The organism is Halomonas citrativorans, assembly GCF_014898005.1.
Lineage (GTDB): Bacteria > Pseudomonadota > Gammaproteobacteria > Pseudomonadales > Halomonadaceae > Vreelandella > Vreelandella citrativorans.
Genome location: NZ_JABUYX010000003.1, coordinates 133,076 through 151,757, shown reverse-complemented (window position 1 = coordinate 151,757; position 18,682 = coordinate 133,076). Strand labels below are relative to the sequence as shown.

General features: G+C 57.5%; 6 protein-coding genes and 1 CRISPR repeat array (1 of these 7 only partly in view). Of the genes, 4 read left to right on the top strand and 2 right to left on the bottom strand.

Annotated features, from left to right (window positions below):
- Positions 1-11,474: a CRISPR direct-repeat array (repeat unit 28 nt; unit sequence GTTCGCTGCCGCCCAGGCAGCTCAGAAA) (it extends 27 nt beyond the left edge of the window).
- A 108-nt stretch (positions 11,475-11,582) separates the two neighbouring features.
- Together INT20_RS05710 and INT20_RS05705 are read right to left on the bottom strand one after the other, a co-directional pair.
- Positions 11,583-11,891: a hypothetical protein gene (locus INT20_RS05710; protein WP_407647881.1), complete on the bottom strand. Its 309-nt coding sequence runs from the start codon at positions 11,889-11,891 to the stop codon at positions 11,583-11,585.
- A gap of 61 nt (positions 11,892-11,952) precedes the next feature.
- The gene (locus INT20_RS05705) at positions 11,953-12,828 is read right to left on the bottom strand and encodes an alpha/beta hydrolase (RefSeq protein WP_226912071.1); all 876 of its coding nucleotides are present in this window, start codon (positions 12,826-12,828) and stop codon (positions 11,953-11,955) included.
- 165 nt (positions 12,829-12,993) lie between these two features.
- On the opposite strand from INT20_RS05705, the gene INT20_RS05700 reads away from it, so the two are divergent.
- The 4 genes from INT20_RS05700 (at position 12,994) to ntrC (ending at position 18,670) form a co-directional block, all read left to right on the top strand.
- Complete coding sequence (locus INT20_RS05700; RefSeq protein ID WP_193053627.1) at positions 12,994-14,022, top strand: acyltransferase family protein; 1,029 nt, start codon at positions 12,994-12,996, stop codon at positions 14,020-14,022.
- A gap of 488 nt (positions 14,023-14,510) precedes the next feature.
- Positions 14,511-15,917 (top strand): glutamate--ammonia ligase, encoded by a 1,407-nt coding sequence (gene glnA, locus INT20_RS05695; protein ID WP_172117682.1) that lies wholly within the window; start codon positions 14,511-14,513, stop codon positions 15,915-15,917.
- Between the two features lie 270 nt (positions 15,918-16,187).
- Positions 16,188-17,246, top strand: a complete 1,059-nt coding sequence (glnL, locus tag INT20_RS05690; RefSeq protein WP_193053704.1) for a nitrogen regulation protein NR(II) — start codon at positions 16,188-16,190, stop codon at positions 17,244-17,246.
- Positions 17,243-18,670, top strand: a complete 1,428-nt coding sequence (ntrC, locus tag INT20_RS05685) for a nitrogen regulation protein NR(I) (RefSeq protein ID WP_193053626.1) — start codon at positions 17,243-17,245, stop codon at positions 18,668-18,670. The genes glnL and ntrC overlap by 4 nt, the downstream gene beginning before the upstream one ends.
- Positions 18,671-18,682: the final 12 nt, after the last annotated feature.

Genomic DNA, 18,682 nt, shown 5'->3' with positions numbered 1-18,682 from the left:
AAGCGTGGCCAGGCCAATGAACGCGGCCTCGTCGTTCGCTGCCGCCCAGGCAGCTCAGAAATGAGCACCCAAGGCCGCGTCAACGCATGCCGAATTCGCTGCCGCCCAGGCAGCTCAGAAACGGCTGAAGAACAAAGCGCAATAACTGAAACGCGTTCGCTGCCGCCCAGGCAGCTCAGAAAGCTGAGAAAGAAAATCGGCGGATTGATATTCGGTTCGCTGCCGCCCAGGCAGCTCAGAAATGCTGGTTACCGCCTTTCGCCTTCATCAGCGTGTTCGCTGCCGCCCAGGCAGCTCAGAAATAAAAAAAGGTGACTGCATGAAACACACCCACGTTCGCTGCCGCCCAGGCAGCTCAGAAAAGCAGATAACACTCCATTGAATAACACGACACGTTCGCTGCCGCCCAGGCAGCTCAGAAAATCACGGCAACTGTGCTGTTATTAGCGCCTACGTTCGCTGCCGCCCAGGCAGCTCAGAAACACTCGGGAACGTAGAAACTGCTGTAAAGGTCGTTCGCTGCCGCCCAGGCAGCTCAGAAAGGAGAAAACACAATGCCAACACTATTCAGCGCGTTCGCTGCCGCCCAGGCAGCTCAGAAAGATGGAGTCCACGATTGATGCGCCCATGGCGACGTTCGCTGCCGCCCAGGCAGCTCAGAAAATCAGAACGCCTCCTGATTATTATCTGATTCAGTTCGCTGCCGCCCAGGCAGCTCAGAAATTATGGCCCTCTAGCTTTGCCATATCGTCCAGGTTCGCTGCCGCCCAGGCAGCTCAGAAAATAAAAAAAGCCGCCAGCACAATGGTCGGAAAGTTCGCTGCCGCCCAGGCAGCTCAGAAAACAAATGAGGCCGCCATCCCAGCGCACCGCAAGTTCGCTGCCGCCCAGGCAGCTCAGAAATATCTATGGATCGAGAAATAACTATTGAAGAGGTTCGCTGCCGCCCAGGCAGCTCAGAAATTGATCAAGTCGAGTTTTTGCAGCAGGCGGGCGTTCGCTGCCGCCCAGGCAGCTCAGAAATTTACCTGCCGCCCACCACACGCCCGGCAGCGTTCGCTGCCGCCCAGGCAGCTCAGAAACAAACCCGTGACGGTTTCCATACCCCTATGTCGTTCGCTGCCGCCCAGGCAGCTCAGAAATTGAGGATCGCATCATTACGGGGGTATGGCTTGTTCGCTGCCGCCCAGGCAGCTCAGAAAAGGGTGGCCACGGCTAACAGCATGATCAGGGCGTTCGCTGCCGCCCAGGCAGCTCAGAAAAGCAAGGCGGCCGTTGGCGCCGCGAAAAAGGCGTTCGCTGCCGCCCAGGCAGCTCAGAAAAGAAGGAAAAGCAGGCCGTCAAAACAGCGGCAGTTCGCTGCCGCCCAGGCAGCTCAGAAAGCGATACTCTGCTGCCGGGTCGATGTCACAGAGTTCGCTGCCGCCCAGGCAGCTCAGAAAACTGGCAAAAGTCTGGTTCGCTGGCATCTTCAGTTCGCTGCCGCCCAGGCAGCTCAGAAAATCGACGCAGAGCGCAAGCGGTGGCGTGATCAGGTTCGCTGCCGCCCAGGCAGCTCAGAAAAATGGATGAGGCGCCCAGGGATGGCACAAAGAGTTCGCTGCCGCCCAGGCAGCTCAGAAATGAACGACACGGCCGGGACGGCATGCGTAGCCGTTCGCTGCCGCCCAGGCAGCTCAGAAAAAACCGCTTGGCAATATCAGTAGCATTGATCCGTTCGCTGCCGCCCAGGCAGCTCAGAAAACTACGAGCATCGCGTGGTATGGGGCGCGCTGGTTCGCTGCCGCCCAGGCAGCTCAGAAACTCTTTTCTCCGGGCTTGACGACGAACTGAATGTTCGCTGCCGCCCAGGCAGCTCAGAAAATGGATTAGCTGACCGCACATCCCGCTATAACGTTCGCTGCCGCCCAGGCAGCTCAGAAAAGCCCCATTGCGCCGGATGACCATGAGCTTGCGTTCGCTGCCGCCCAGGCAGCTCAGAAATGTCGACCCAATGACTATAGCGTCGCCTTTAAGTTCGCTGCCGCCCAGGCAGCTCAGAAATGAATGTCGCCACTAGCGACACATGGATGGATGTTCGCTGCCGCCCAGGCAGCTCAGAAACTTCAAAATCGCCCGAAGCAAGACGGCTATCGAGTTCGCTGCCGCCCAGGCAGCTCAGAAAAAGACGGAAAGGCGGCTTTTCCTTCTGCTAGCGTTCGCTGCCGCCCAGGCAGCTCAGAAACATGGATGCATACACAGCGGGATTGAGAGAAGGTTCGCTGCCGCCCAGGCAGCTCAGAAAAAAAACATCAGGGCGTAGCTGACTGGCCTTGATGTTCGCTGCCGCCCAGGCAGCTCAGAAATGCTAGGCAAAGAGCCTCTTGCATTGCTTGTTGTTCGCTGCCGCCCAGGCAGCTCAGAAATATTTCCCAGCCTTGCCAGACAGATGCCCTTCGTTCGCTGCCGCCCAGGCAGCTCAGAAAGTGCGAAAACCGATTACATTTACAATGTGGAAGTTCGCTGCCGCCCAGGCAGCTCAGAAAACGGAGTGAATCAGGCCGTTGATTTCCTGCCAGTTCGCTGCCGCCCAGGCAGCTCAGAAAATGTGGTCGCTGACGCTCGACGGAATTGCCGTGTTCGCTGCCGCCCAGGCAGCTCAGAAATCACGGCGCACATATCCATCATCATGATCATGGTTCGCTGCCGCCCAGGCAGCTCAGAAATCAGTGGGCGGCCTTGGTCTTGCTGCTTTTCTGTTCGCTGCCGCCCAGGCAGCTCAGAAATGCTGCGTGACGGCATCCATGCTGCGTCCAGCGTTCGCTGCCGCCCAGGCAGCTCAGAAATGTAATTCCGAACAGGGCTTTCCTGCCCGGTGGTTCGCTGCCGCCCAGGCAGCTCAGAAACTGAAGGCGCTACATTTACGGGGAGCGAGGAAAGTTCGCTGCCGCCCAGGCAGCTCAGAAATACCGCCTGAGTACAACCCGCCTTTTCAAAAGGTTCGCTGCCGCCCAGGCAGCTCAGAAAAAGCAGATCGATGTCGTTTTCAATCGCATGGAGTTCGCTGCCGCCCAGGCAGCTCAGAAAACTTCGCCGACGTTCTCGACGACAAAGCGCAGGTTCGCTGCCGCCCAGGCAGCTCAGAAAAAGACGTATCAGCTGTGTACGACCCGGAAACCGTTCGCTGCCGCCCAGGCAGCTCAGAAAGTTTAGCGATGCACCGGGTGCAATCATCGGGAGTTCGCTGCCGCCCAGGCAGCTCAGAAAAGCAGCGAGCGGGGAAGTGGCGCACTGGATAGGTTCGCTGCCGCCCAGGCAGCTCAGAAAAGTTGAAGATGCGGGAGGGCGAGGTATGAAGCGTTCGCTGCCGCCCAGGCAGCTCAGAAATGTTCATCGGTCAAGTCATTGGCTTCTGCCAGGTTCGCTGCCGCCCAGGCAGCTCAGAAAAGCAAATCCAGCGCGATGTGATCGATCATCTGGTTCGCTGCCGCCCAGGCAGCTCAGAAACCAAAACAGTCGATGAGTTGCGTGCGCTCGTAGGTTCGCTGCCGCCCAGGCAGCTCAGAAAAAGAAGATTTTGAACAGTTAGACTTGCGTTTAGTTCGCTGCCGCCCAGGCAGCTCAGAAATGTTCGGGTGACGATCGGTCAGCAATAACAGGGTTCGCTGCCGCCCAGGCAGCTCAGAAAAACAAGGCGGCCACCATGGCGTGTTCGGTGACGTTCGCTGCCGCCCAGGCAGCTCAGAAAAGGCGGGTAGTCGGGCATCATGCTTTCACCCAGTTCGCTGCCGCCCAGGCAGCTCAGAAAGACGCCGCCGTGTGGGCCTTTGAAGAACATCGGTTCGCTGCCGCCCAGGCAGCTCAGAAATCTTGATCAATAGCGCGAATGCGGTCCTGCTGGTTCGCTGCCGCCCAGGCAGCTCAGAAACCCTCTATATCTGGCTGTGATGGGGAGGGTGAGTTCGCTGCCGCCCAGGCAGCTCAGAAATGACGGCTAACTTTATTCTTAACTGCAACCGCGTTCGCTGCCGCCCAGGCAGCTCAGAAACTGGGCTTTGCCATTCGCTTTTAAGTACGTGTGTTCGCTGCCGCCCAGGCAGCTCAGAAAACTGGACTACCCCTCGTCGGTAGCCGCTACCAGTTCGCTGCCGCCCAGGCAGCTCAGAAAAAGGAAAAGCATTACCCTCTGGGTAACGGAGTGTTCGCTGCCGCCCAGGCAGCTCAGAAATGAGCCGACGATCTTCGAACGTGCAGCTCAGCGTTCGCTGCCGCCCAGGCAGCTCAGAAAATGGATGAAAATGATGGTGTGCGCACACGATTAGTTCGCTGCCGCCCAGGCAGCTCAGAAAATTGCTGGATTAGCGCATCAATTTCCTCTTCGGTTCGCTGCCGCCCAGGCAGCTCAGAAAACCCGGCGCACCCGTAGGTGCCCCGCGCACGGGTTCGCTGCCGCCCAGGCAGCTCAGAAAAGCTCAAACAGGCCCGCCGCAAGTACCGCGAAGTTCGCTGCCGCCCAGGCAGCTCAGAAAATCATGACGCCACTGAGCAGGGCATGGGAACACGTTCGCTGCCGCCCAGGCAGCTCAGAAAGTCACATCTTGCCTCACCTCGGCGAACTCGTCGTTCGCTGCCGCCCAGGCAGCTCAGAAACAAACCCACGACGGCCAGCGCCTTCATGTAGAGTTCGCTGCCGCCCAGGCAGCTCAGAAATGAGCAGCGGGCGGCGGTTCTTGAGCGCGAGTGTTCGCTGCCGCCCAGGCAGCTCAGAAAAATTCTATGCCTCAGCGCCGACAAAATAAGCTGTTCGCTGCCGCCCAGGCAGCTCAGAAACCCCGAACAGCTTGCCGAGGTTCGGCAGGCCAGTTCGCTGCCGCCCAGGCAGCTCAGAAATGCATGGCCGCGTGTACCTGCTAAAGGGCGGCGTTCGCTGCCGCCCAGGCAGCTCAGAAAATGGGGCACCGTGCGGCGCTGATAGGCTTCGCGTTCGCTGCCGCCCAGGCAGCTCAGAAAAATAGAAGGGGTGGCCCCCTGCGAGCCTAGTTGTTCGCTGCCGCCCAGGCAGCTCAGAAATAATTCTATGCCTCAGCGCCGACAAAATAAGCGTTCGCTGCCGCCCAGGCAGCTCAGAAACTGTGATGTTAATAGCCCTACTGGGGTTTCCAGTTCGCTGCCGCCCAGGCAGCTCAGAAACTAACCGAGAATGCTGGCCGCTAGCCTCTCCTGTTCGCTGCCGCCCAGGCAGCTCAGAAATGTTTGAGAGAATGGAGTCGCACCACAGAGAGGTTCGCTGCCGCCCAGGCAGCTCAGAAATGCAAGATGGATCGTTTGCATTGGGGGCGCGTGTTCGCTGCCGCCCAGGCAGCTCAGAAAAACGGAACATGGCCGCCATCGTCGGGAAGGCTGTTCGCTGCCGCCCAGGCAGCTCAGAAACATCCAGAGGATTGGGATTTGCTAACCCGCGAGTTCGCTGCCGCCCAGGCAGCTCAGAAATGAGCAACGTGCAGCGGTTCTTGAGCGTGAGTGTTCGCTGCCGCCCAGGCAGCTCAGAAACTTGCGCCGCCATGCGCTTCGCCCAGATCCGTGTTCGCTGCCGCCCAGGCAGCTCAGAAAATCTTCACGATCTGCTTTGATAGACCGTTAAAGTTCGCTGCCGCCCAGGCAGCTCAGAAATAGCGCATCGATCTCCTGATGGGCCTTGTCGCGTTCGCTGCCGCCCAGGCAGCTCAGAAATGCTTGGCAGCGTCGTTTAGACGATCCAGGTTGTTCGCTGCCGCCCAGGCAGCTCAGAAAGAGTTGGCAGAGTTAGGTTTAGCCAACCCCGAGTTCGCTGCCGCCCAGGCAGCTCAGAAACAGACAGGGCGCCGGTAGCTCTCAATGCAGGCGTTCGCTGCCGCCCAGGCAGCTCAGAAAAGCGGCCTATCAGTGACGGTCAAATCAATCTGGTTCGCTGCCGCCCAGGCAGCTCAGAAATGCCCAGCGCGCCGTGGGAATATTTGAAATAAGTTCGCTGCCGCCCAGGCAGCTCAGAAAATGGCGGGCGGGGTTTGGGTGCTGTGGGGAGTGTTCGCTGCCGCCCAGGCAGCTCAGAAATGGCCTTTTGTGTAGTAGCGGCCATCGTGATCGTTCGCTGCCGCCCAGGCAGCTCAGAAAAGTTTGAGACAACCGCCGAGGGCGCAATCCATGTTCGCTGCCGCCCAGGCAGCTCAGAAAATGACATATGAACACGAAGACGCAGAGCAAGATGTTCGCTGCCGCCCAGGCAGCTCAGAAATGCCAGTTATGCAGCGTGACGTTTTCGACACCGTTCGCTGCCGCCCAGGCAGCTCAGAAATAGCACGTTCTCGCCGCCTGCAGCGGTCATGGGTTCGCTGCCGCCCAGGCAGCTCAGAAAACGGCATCCCTCTCCAGCTAGACCCACTGAAAGTTCGCTGCCGCCCAGGCAGCTCAGAAAGTAACCGAACGCGCCGGAGCCGAAGAACAGGCGTTCGCTGCCGCCCAGGCAGCTCAGAAAACCATCCGGCAGGTCGCCATCAAGCTCAGCTTGTTCGCTGCCGCCCAGGCAGCTCAGAAAACAAGGTTATCAACGTCTATGTTTGCACCTGTGTTCGCTGCCGCCCAGGCAGCTCAGAAAATAATCCCAAAGGCGCCAAATAGAACTACGCCGTTCGCTGCCGCCCAGGCAGCTCAGAAAGCGCGCATTTCACGCCCCAACCGGGCCTGTTTGTTCGCTGCCGCCCAGGCAGCTCAGAAACAGACGGCCGGGGGATGGAGCGCCTGCACGCAGTTCGCTGCCGCCCAAGCAGCTCAGAAAAGCAATCCACTGCTAAGGCTCTCGGAGTTAACGTTCGCTGCCGCCCAGGCAGCTCAGAAAATTCTTCGCTTGGCGGCTTTCAACACGTACCAGTTCGCTGCCGCCCAGGCAGCTCAGAAAGCGCAGCTAGTGCGAAACCGCGTTCATGAGCTGTTCGCTGCCGCCCAGGCAGCTCAGAAAATGTACCAATCCACAGTCTGCCCAAATCCTAAGTTCGCTGCCGCCCAGGCAGCTCAGAAATGAAATCAAGCCGCCAGTTTCAAAAGCTGCCGGTTCGCTGCCGCCCAGGCAGCTCAGAAAGACGACCCGATCTACGACCCCGGCATCACAAAGTTCGCTGCCGCCCAGGCAGCTCAGAAAATTGGTCAAGCGTGCGGAATATACTGGCACCAGTTCGCTGCCGCCCAGGCAGCTCAGAAACTCGATACTTTCCAATGTTCGATCCATGTTTATGTTCGCTGCCGCCCAGGCAGCTCAGAAACATGAGTAGCCAAGCCCTGCATTGTCACAGAAGTTCGCTGCCGCCCAGGCAGCTCAGAAAATCCACTCAGCATGGGCGCTGCAAAATGCGGCGTTCGCTGCCGCCCAGGCAGCTCAGAAAGTCTCACCGTAGTTGGAGTTAGCGGTTTTCCCGTTCGCTGCCGCCCAGGCAGCTCAGAAAATCTGGAATCAGAAAACCGCTGGGCAGGTTGGTGTTCGCTGCCGCCCAGGCAGCTCAGAAAGTTGGACGGCGCCGCGAATGCTGACCACCTCGGTTCGCTGCCGCCCAGGCAGCTCAGAAAAGATATAGAAGGGGTGTCAGATTGACACCCTAGTTCGCTGCCGCCCAGGCAGCTCAGAAAGCCGCCCACGCCGGTACTCGATAACATCCTGCGTTCGCTGCCGCCCAGGCAGCTCAGAAAAGTTCAAGCACGTCCCACGCACTAAACGCAGGGTTCGCTGCCGCCCAGGCAGCTCAGAAACGCATGATGCAGCTCGGCAAGCAGCAAGCGGTGTTCGCTGCCGCCCAGGCAGCTCAGAAATTCATCACGTTTTTCATAGCTAGCCTCATCAGGTTCGCTGCCGCCCAGGCAGCTCAGAAAATAAGTTAAACCTCCACGTAAGTAAGCGGTACGTTCGCTGCCGCCCAGGCAGCTCAGAAACCCGGGTCCAATCTATGAACCAGCTGAAGAAGGTTCGCTGCCGCCCAGGCAGCTCAGAAAGGACCGTATGAATTCAGAACAAGGGCTGCGCTGTTCGCTGCCGCCCAGGCAGCTCAGAAATGATCTTTCAAAAGATTTTCACGTCTCGCCAGGTTCGCTGCCGCCCAGGCAGCTCAGAAATGATACGCTGCTGCAGCATGAGGTTTTCGAGCGGTTCGCTGCCGCCCAGGCAGCTCAGAAAATTGACCACCCCCGGTTGTAACTGGAAGTGGCGTTCGCTGCCGCCCAGGCAGCTCAGAAATGAGACTCTCGCCCAGGTCGCAGAGGCCAGCAGTTCGCTGCCGCCCAGGCAGCTCAGAAACGGAGAAAAACAGATCACCCAGCCCCAGCTCCGTTCGCTGCCGCCCAGGCAGCTCAGAAATGGGACGACGCCACACCTACCGAGCGGGTAGAAGTTCGCTGCCGCCCAGGCAGCTCAGAAATCAATAACCGATTCAGAAAGCGTATGCAAACGGTTCGCTGCCGCCCAGGCAGCTCAGAAAGGACAGATGCAAGGCATGTTCGGCATGGGTGGGTTCGCTGCCGCCCAGGCAGCTCAGAAATGCTGGCTCAGGGGCGAAATGGCGGCATCCGCGTTCGCTGCCGCCCAGGCAGCTCAGAAAGTCAAACGCATGATTAAATTCACTCCAGTCAAGTTCGCTGCCGCCCAGGCAGCTCAGAAAAATAGCAACAATGGTCATGGCTGTCATGTGGCGTTCGCTGCCGCCCAGGCAGCTCAGAAACGCTTGCCGGGCGTAACAGTGCAGGGCGCTATGTTCGCTGCCGCCCAGGCAGCTCAGAAAGCGACCACGCACGTTGCGCAGGCTGTACACGCGTTCGCTGCCGCCCAGGCAGCTCAGAAAACAATCGGATTACCCTTCGATGATAGCGCTACGTTCGCTGCCGCCCAGGCAGCTCAGAAAGCTTGTCGCGCCGCAATAGCTTTGCGGGCGGTGTTCGCTGCCGCCCAGGCAGCTCAGAAAATCGACGGCAACGGGTAACGATATAGAGAGTGGTTCGCTGCCGCCCAGGCAGCTCAGAAAGACTGAATAAGCTATCACATAGCACACCCTACGTTCGCTGCCGCCCAGGCAGCTCAGAAAGCTCAATGGCATCGCTGGCATATCTGAATTATGTTCGCTGCCGCCCAGGCAGCTCAGAAATGATGATGCGCCTAGTCCTGACGTGTTGCGGCGTTCGCTGCCGCCCAGGCAGCTCAGAAAGCGACAGCGAACTAGGCCAGTTCGGCCTCACAGTTCGCTGCCGCCCAGGCAGCTCAGAAACGGAAAACGCCAACGGTGTTCGTACCGCCATCGTTCGCTGCCGCCCAGGCAGCTCAGAAAATCGCGCGGTCGCCCGTTAGCGCCACGAATCGGTTCGCTGCCGCCCAGGCAGCTCAGAAAAACCACTCTATGGAAGTGCTGCTGGATGATGGGTTCGCTGCCGCCCAGGCAGCTCAGAAAGGGAGCATGGCGGCAGTTATGCTCATGCCACAGTTCGCTGCCGCCCAGGCAGCTCAGAAATCGCAAAACCGCCATGCACTTGGACTGGGAGCGTTCGCTGCCGCCCAGGCAGCTCAGAAATGTACTCCCGCTGCTGCGTGTCTCGGGCAAGTGTTCGCTGCCGCCCAGGCAGCTCAGAAATGAGAGTGCACCCACGCGCTTGGGCCTAACGTGTTCGCTGCCGCCCAGGCAGCTCAGAAAAGCGCCTCGTCATCGAGCGGTTCCTCCAGCTCGTTCGCTGCCGCCCAGGCAGCTCAGAAAGATAACCAACGATGTGCTTATATCCGAAGGCAGTTCGCTGCCGCCCAGGCAGCTCAGAAACAAAAGAAAAGCCCCAGTTGGCGCTGGGGCTTGTTCGCTGCCGCCCAGGCAGCTCAGAAAGCAACAATCTCATTCCGTTTTGCTTCTGCCAAGTTCGCTGCCGCCCAGGCAGCTCAGAAAGCTCACCGGCACGCAACGCCACGTTCTTGGTAGTTCGCTGCCGCCCAGGCAGCTCAGAAAAAAGAGAAATACGTTTCCAACCTGGTGGGCACGTTCGCTGCCGCCCAGGCAGCTCAGAAAAAAAGGGCAGCCCAAAACGCCCAACGCCTCGCGTTCGCTGCCGCCCAGGCAGCTCAGAAAATCCAGCAGCTGCAGGTCAGCTGGGCGGCTGGGTTCGCTGCCGTCCAGGCAGCTCAGAAAAAGCGCACTGGGGAAGAGGTCAAGCGGCTTACGTTCGCTGCCGCCCAGGCAGCTCAGAAAAAAAGGTCGTCTAGCACTCCCTCTGGTGGCTTGTTCGCTGCCGCCCAGGCAGCTCAGAAAAGAAAGAAGCCCACTTCATGCACCCAGAACTCGTTCGCTGCCGCCCAGGCAGCTCAGAAAACCACCATCGCCGAAGAGCTGGCCAAGAAAGCGTTCGCTGCCGCCCAGGCAGCTCAGAAATTGATATCCGCCGCGCGGCCTAGCGTATGCTGGTTCGCTGCCGCCCAGGCAGCTCAGAAATCACTGATGCTATTGGCCTTCTTACGCCCTCAGTTCGCTGCCGCCCAGGCAGCTTAGAAAAATTCAAGTTCTGCCGGGGTGGTCATCGCTAGGTTCGCTGCCGCCCAGGCAGCTTAGAAACTGGGGCCACGGCTTACCATCCTTGACGTCGAGTTCGCTGCCGCCCAGGCAGCTTAGAAATCAGAAAACCGCGCTCTATCAGATCGCGCATGGTCCGCTGCCGCCCAGGCAGCTTAGAAATGTCGCTCAATCGCATGCCAGCCTGCGAATAGGTCCGCTGCCGCCCAGGCAGCTTAGAAAAAGCGCATAACAAACCGTTGGGTGCAGCGCTTGTCCGCTGCCGCCCAGGCAGCTTAGAAAGGAGATTGCTCGGGAGTTTGGTGTGGCCAAGCGTCCGCTGCCGCCCAGGCAGCTTAGAAAATGCGAAAACCGATTACATTTACGATGTGGAAGTTCGCTGCCGCCCAGGCAGCTTAGAAATGAGCGGTTACCCGTTTGGCGAGATCCGCCGCGTTCGCTGCCGCCCAGGCAGCTTAGAAAAATACCGCTAACGGCGGGGTCAGAGCTGGCGTGTTCGCTGCCGCCCAGGCAGCTTAGAAAAATCGGCATCAATCACCGGCTTGCCGGGGGAGGTTCGCTGCCGCCCAGGCAGCTTAGAAAAGGCATTAACTAACCAGTGGGTTATGCTGCCAGTTCGCTGCCGCCCAGGCAGCTTAGAAAAGCAGCTGGCCGCCGCTGAGAACGGCGAGATCGTTCGCTGCCGCCCAGGCAGCTTAGAAAACTCCCAGCGACGTAGCCCGTTCTGAGAGTCTGTTCGCTGCCGCCCAGGCAGCTTAGAAACGCCGGAATTACCGAGGAGCAGAAAGAAGCCGGTTCGCTGCCGCCCAGGCAGCTTAGAAATCAACGCTGGAGCTGCTGGAGCGCATTGCCACGTTCGCTGCCGCCCAGGCAGCCCAGAAACAGATGGTCATGGCCATGACAGCTTTAAGCAGGTTCGCTGCCGCCTAGGCAGCTGAGAAAAGACAAGCGTTACTATCTTTTAGCGCTGTCTTGAAATTAACGCTAGCGTTCAGCTTTAAGCAAAAGAGCCTCAATGGAGGCTCTTTGAAATAACGGTGTTGAAACTGCTTATTTATCCTTGTCCCAGTGTTCAAAGGCGCGCTTGTCATCGGGGAGCCGGACAATATCACCGATGTTGAGATCAGGAAGGCCTTTAATATGGTGGCCTTTGGTGTCCATGATGGCGGCAACGCTGCCAATACTCACGGCGTCTTCTTCTCGGTAGGCTTCCACTTTTACGTGGACAATTTTGCCTTGGTAGCGGGCGGATAAAATATCGCCGGTGCCAATGCGGGCGTGTTCATGGTGGTCGTTAGCAAACAGCTTGGATACGCTGTCTTTGCCGGGGTCTTCCCATTCGATATGTCGATGCATCATGGTTTCCTTGTAAGTGGGCCGAAAAACACAAGTGTAGTTTGATTTTTATTAGTTTTGCTAGTTATTGGTTAATGGGACCTTTGCCAATATGCTGAAACATAAAGGTTAAGGCCGCAGGTAGGCTGGCACGCCAAACGCGCCAGGTGTGCCCGCCGGGGTAGAGGTCCAAGCGTACATCATTAGGTTGAATGCGTTCCATGGCTTGGCGTAGCTTACGGGCGTGAAACTCGGCGTCGTACACATCGCTGCGGCCTGCGCTAATGTAAAGTGGCACGATCGGGATGTCGCTCTCTTCTGCGCTGGGCCGGGGCGTTACGTTAATGCGATACGCTTCAAGGTAAGCGGGGTAGTTGAGTTGGTCCCATAAAGCCGTATCAAAATGGCCTTGTTCATCCAAAAACGCGGGATGACGATGTGCTGAGGAATTGCTCGGCGGATACGGAAGATAGCTTGCCGGGCTTAGCGCTGCGGCAGCGGCAAACATCTCGGGCTTTTCCAGGGCAAAATTAAGCGCGCCAAACCCTCCGGCGGATAACCCGCCTACGCCGCGAAGCGCTCGCGTGGCACCCACTCGGTACTGGTTTTCAATATGCGGCATTAGGTCGTTAAAAAAGGCGCTGCGGGCGGCTTCGTTATGGCCGTCTACCCACCAACTGCGGCTACCGGGCATGATAAAAACGGCAGGTGGAATGTGCCCAGCGCGAATCAAACGATCAGCGGTTTGGGCAAGATTGCCCTTGGCTAGCCAGTCTCGTTCGTTGCCAAAAGAGCCATGGAGCAGATAAACCACTGGGTAAGGCTCGGCGGCATTGGCGTCATAATGGTCGGGTAGATACACGGTGTAAGGGTAGGCGTGGCCCAGCGTGGGCGAGTCAAAGGTGGCGTAGTGCACCTCGCCAGCAACGGCGGTGTTAAACAGGCTCCATAGGCCCGCCAGGGCTGTCAGGCTGGTCAACAAGGAACGTAACAACCCGTGAAATACACGTGAAAATGAGAGGAATGACAAACAGCCTCCGGGAATTATCGCAGGGTTATAGCGTCGTACACCGTACCCGCCGACACTGTTCAGCGCAGGCGAATGTCAGGCATACACGGAGCAGGTATGCATAAAAGGATAGAGGAAATTTACTGGTTGCGTGCATACGGCTGCGTGGCCGTGTTTTTATTTCATTTGCTGGACCACGTTAATCAGCGTGTGGATAACCTGGCCACCGACCTAATGCGCCTGCCGCTGGTATTGGGCACGCCGATCTTTTTGTTCATTTCAGTGTTTGTGTTTGCCATGCGCTATGACAAGGCGGTGCCGCCTGGCTTTTTGGCCCAACGGGTAAAGTACGTCATGCTGCCTTATCTGGTATATGGCTTTATCTACTCGACGGCCGAGTGGGTTCGGCTATACGTGGCAGGGGAGCCGGTAGGCTTTGTCGCTAATGCGCTGGCGTACTTTGTTTTCGCCGGGTGGCACGGTTATTTTTTGATTATCGCCATGCAGTTTTATATCGCTTATTGGCTGTTTACCCGCTGGCAGCTGTGGCGCTTTAACCCGGTGCCGTGGCTGTGGGTGAGCTGTTGGGTGAGTATGGCGTACTGGGGAGTGGCGTATTGGTTGGGTGTGGCGCTGCCGGGGTATCTGCTCTGGGTGGCTCCTCTGGGCTGGATATATCTGTTCTTTCTGGCCCTGGTGCTGGTGCGTTACTACCCCTTTGATAGTGGAGTCCAGGCACCGCTGCGGCCTTTATGGATGCAGTACCTGTCGTGGCCTTTGTGGTTGGTCGTGTTGGTTTGTCTGCTGGTCGCGGCCAGCGTGGCGGGGTGGCTGCAGTTCTCATCCAAGGAAGTGTGGGTGATACCGCTGTTCATGCTCTCAACGCTTGTAGCGATGCGTTATTTAAAAGACATCACAGCGCCTCGCTGGGTGCGCTATATCAACCAGTATTCGTTTGGTATTTACCTGGCGCACCCCATGTTTTTTGCCATTACCGATGTGTTGGTGATGCCGTTGGCGTTGCCTATAACGGTTTACGTGCTGCTGCTGATAGTAATGGGTGCCACGGGCTCTATCCTGCTCAGTAAAATGGCGAACACCACAAAAGCCGGGGCCATGATGTTTGGCAAGCGGCTAAAAGTATAGGGCGTTGACGCGCCGTGCGGTGGGTTGGAAGCCGAGAGGGGCGCTCTACTATCTTTCCATGCACCAATTAGGTGCGTTTATGCTTATGTTTGATCTATTTTGGGTCAAAAAAACAGCTCCGTGTGTGTTTAAAAGCCTCGGGAAATATTTATGCGTCATAGAGAGGCAAGTAGGCGCAGATTTTTTATTCATTAAAACAACAAGTTAGTAATTGTTCCGGTCATTTTGGTGCAGGGTTGGCATGTTCTCTGCATTATACTTGTCAGCGGCTAGCCACCGTAGGCAGATGCCTCTCGGCGTGCTACAACAATAGCCGGTTTGAAACGATCACTAGGCGATGTGTGATTCAATTTCAGGCAAATGTTAAGCGAACAAAAAGGATAGGCCTGTCAGGCACGTACTTTATTGAATGACGGGGTTTGTCTAATAACACTTTTATCGATAGCTTACTGTTACATGCTTTAAGCCACGCCCATATCGGAGGCACAATGTCAGCCAAGACTCTCGCGCTAATTGAAGAACATGATGTTAAGTGGGTGGACCTGCGTTTCACCGATACTCGTGGTAAAGAGCAGCACGTTACCGTGCCTGCCCGCGATGTAGACGAAGAGTTCTTCGAAAATGGTCAAATGTTCGATGGCTCCTCAATCGAGGGCTGGAAAGGCATTAACGAATCCGACATGATCCTGCGCCCGGAAGATGGCACTGCTTTCCTCGACCCCTTCACCGAAGACGCTACTCTGATTTTGCGTTGCGATATCATTGAGCCAGCCACGATGCAGGGCTATGATCGTGACCCGCGTTCTATTGCTAAGCGCGCTGAGGCGTACCTGGAGTCCACCGGCCTGGGCGATACTGCTTTCTTCGGTCCGGAGCCTGAGTTCTTTATTTTTGACGAAGTACATTGGAAGTCTGATATTCAGGGTTCCATGTACAAGATTTCTTCCGACGAGGGCGCCTGGGCGACCAGTAATCAGGTAGAGGGCGGCAACCTGGGGCACCGTCCGCGCGTTAAAGGCGGTTACTTCCCGGTTCCTCCGGTCGACAGCTTCCACGATATCCGTGGCGCTATGTGTAACACCCTGGAAGCGATTGGTCAGACCGTTGAAGTTCACCACCACGAAGTGGCGAATGCGGGGCAGAACGAGATCGGCGTTAAATTCAATACGCTGGTGAAGAAGGCGGACGAAGTTCAGGAAATGAAGTACGTGATCCACAACGTGGCCCACGCGTACGGCAAAACCGCGACCTTCATGCCCAAGCCGCTGGTTGGCGACAACGGTTCTGGTATGCATATTCACCAGTCGTTCTGGAAAGATGGTCAGAACCAGTTTGCCGGTGATGAATACGCAGGCCTGTCGGAAATGGCGCTGTATTACATCGGCGGTGTGATCAAGCACGCACGCGCTCTGAACGCCTTCACCAACGCCTCTACCAACTCGTACAAGCGTTTGGTGCCGGGGTTTGAAGCGCCGGTTATGCTGGCTTACAGCGCCCGTAACCGTTCCGCCTCTATCCGGATTCCCTATACGGTCAGCCCCAAAGGCAAGCGCGTTGAAACCCGCTTCCCTGACCCGACCGCTAACCCGTACCTGTCGTTTGCTGCCCTGCTAATGGCAGGTATCGACGGCATCAAGAACAAGATTCATCCTGGCGATGCCATGGACAAGAACCTGTACGACCTGCCGCCAGAAGAAGGCAAGTTGGTACCGACCGTTGCCAACAGCCTGGACCAGGCTCTGGAAGCGCTCGACGCTGACCGTGCGTTCCTGACCGAAGGTGGCGTGTTCACCGACGATATGATTGATGCCTATATCGAACTCAAGATGGAAGAAGTAGAGCGTATTCGCATGACCACGCACCCTATCGAATTTGATATGTACTACAGCTGCTAATCGCGTTTTGACGCGATAGCCCTAAAACCCCGCTTCGGCGGGGTTTTTTATTGCACTTAACCAGTGAGAGGGTGCGCCTTAACGGTACTCCATGCACTAAAATAGTGCATGTGGTGGATCGCACCATGGCAGGTTGCGCGCTTAACGCTCGTTGAATCAAGGCTTGGCGCCCATAAGGCGTGCATGCTGATGAAAGGGGCCAACCTGGCGTGCTTTTTGCAGTTTCTCTTGCGTATTGAACGTTTTTATCAGCGACATTCAGGACACTTCATGTATCAGCGTTTACTAGAACATCTCTCCATGGCAGTGCTGCTGCTGGACGGTGAGCTCCGCGTACGCTGGATGAACCCTGCCGCCGAAGCGCTGTTGGCAGTAAGCTTTAGCCGTGTGCAGGGGAGCAGCCAGGATACCCTGCTGGGCGGTGATGAAAGTATTGACCAGGTGTTGGCCAAGGCGCGGGATGCCTTTCATCCCTACACCCAGCGCGAGGCGCGCATTACCCCGGTTAACGGTGAAGCGCTGACGGTGGATTACACCGTGACGCCCCTGTCGGCAGACGAGCTTCTGCTGGAAGTAGAACCTCGTGACCGCTTGATGCAAATTTCCCGCGAGGAAGCGCTAACCACGCGCCAGGAAACCATCAAAGTGCTAGCCCGAGGCTTGGCCCATGAAGTGAAAAATCCGCTGGGCGGCATCCGCGGGGCGGCTCAGCTATTAGAGCGTGACCTGGATAAGCCTGAATTGCGTGAGTTTACCCATATCATCGTGGAGGAGGTTGACCGCTTGCGTGATCTGGTGGATTCGATGCTTGGCCCGAATCGCATTGTTAAGCACGCGCCGGTGAACATCCACAAAGTGCTGGAGCGGGTAAGAACGCTGCTGGTGGCTGAACATCCGAATATCACCATCCACCGCGATTACGACCCTAGCCTGCCGGACCTTTCCGGGGATGAGGCGCAGATGATCCAGGCCGTGCTTAACGTGGCCAGAAACGCCGTGCAGGCCATGAGCGATGCCGAGACCCCTGTGCCCGAATTGATGCTGCGCACCCGCGCACGGCGTCAGTTTACCCTGGGGGCTGAGCGCCACCGGTTAGTGAGCGAGGTGGGTGTGGTCGACAACGGCCCTGGCATCCCGGAAGGGCTTAAAGAAACGCTCTTCTACCCGATGGTGTCAGGGCGTGCTGAAGGCAGCGGATTGGGGTTGTCCATCGCTCAGTCGATCCTGCATCAGCATCAAGGCTTGATTGAATGTGACTCACGGCCCGGGCACACCGAGTTCCGCTTACTGATTCCATTGGTTATTAATTGCACCGGAGAAGCATCATGATAGAGGCGACACGTAACGAGGTTGCACGGGTGGTCGTTGTGGATGACGATCGCGCTATCCGCTGGGTGCTTGAACGTGCATTGGCGCAGCCGGATCTTGATGTAGAGTGCATAGAACGCGCCGATACCGTACTGGAACGACTGCTGAAAACCCCACCGGATGTGCTGGTGACTGACATTCGTATGCCGGGCATTGATGGGCTGGATCTGATGTCGCACATTCGCGAGGCGCATCCGGATTTGCCCGTCATCATCATGACCGCTCATTCGGACCTCGACAGCGCAGTGGCCTCTTATCAAGGCGGTGCGTTTGAGTACCTGCCCAAGCCGTTTGATGTGGATGAAGCGCTGGCGCTTGTGCGCCGGGCGGTGGCTCATGCGCGCGAGCGCCAACGGCCGATCAGCGTTCCCGAAGGTTTGAACGCAGAAATCATTGGTGAAGCGCCGGCCATGCAGGAGGTGTTTCGGGCTATTGGGCGGCTCTCTCATTCGCATATTACTGTGCTCATCAATGGCGAGTCGGGCACCGGTAAAGAGCGTGTAGCCCAGGCGCTCCACCAGCACAGCCCCCGGGCGGGCAAGCCGTTTATTGCCCTGAACATGGCAGCCATCCCGCGTGATCTGATTGAGTCTGAACTGTTTGGCCACGAGAAAGGCGCGTTTACCGGGGCCGCTGCCCAGCGCCAGGGGCGCTTTGAGCAGGCCAACGGCGGCACGCTGTTTCTGGATGAGATCGGCGATATGCCGGCTGAAACTCAGACCCGCTTGCTGCGCGTATTGGCCGACGGGGAGTTCTACCGAGTGGGCGGGCATACTCCGGTCAAGGTCGACGTGCGGATTATCGCTGCGACGCACCAGAACCTTGAGTCGCTGGTGGATGACGGGCGCTTTCGTGAGGACCTTTTCCATCGCCTGAACGTTATCCGCATTCACTTGCCGCGCCTTGCCGAACGCCGTGAGGATATCCCACGCCTCACACGGCATTTTCTTGCTGAAGCCGCCAAAGAACTTGCCACCGACATCAAGGTACTCACGGCCGAAACCGAGGAGCACCTGACGCGCCTAGCGTGGCCGGGTAACGTGCGCCAACTGGAAAATATCTGTCGCTGGTTAACGGTAATGGCGTCTGGGCGTGAAATTCTGGTGGAGGATTTACCGCCAGAGCTACGCTCCCCCCAAGCAACTGAAAGCGCCGGTCACGGCGACTGGCGCAGTGCCTTTCGGGAGTGGGCCGACCGTGCTCTGGCCGAAGGGCACACACATCTGTTGGAAGAGGCCGTACCCGACGTTGAGAAAATTCTGATTGAGACGGCGTTAAAACATACCGGTGGGCGTAAAGGAGAAGCAGCGGAATTGTTAGGCTGGGGGCGCAATACACTAACGCGTAAATTAAAGACGTTGCTACCCGCCCTGGCAGACGAATAACGCTGCCACTGT

Coding starts and splice junctions, on each gene's coding strand:
- INT20_RS05710 (WP_407647881.1), bottom strand. CDS start 11,891: ATGATGCATCGACATATCGAATGGGAAGACCCCGGCAAAGACAGCGTA.
- INT20_RS05700 (WP_193053627.1), top strand. CDS start 12,994: ATGCATAAAAGGATAGAGGAAATTTACTGGTTGCGTGCATACGGCTGC.
- glnA (WP_172117682.1), top strand. CDS start 14,511: ATGTCAGCCAAGACTCTCGCGCTAATTGAAGAACATGATGTTAAGTGG.
- glnL (WP_193053704.1), top strand. CDS start 16,188: ATGTATCAGCGTTTACTAGAACATCTCTCCATGGCAGTGCTGCTGCTG.
- ntrC (WP_193053626.1), top strand. CDS start 17,243: ATGATAGAGGCGACACGTAACGAGGTTGCACGGGTGGTCGTTGTGGAT.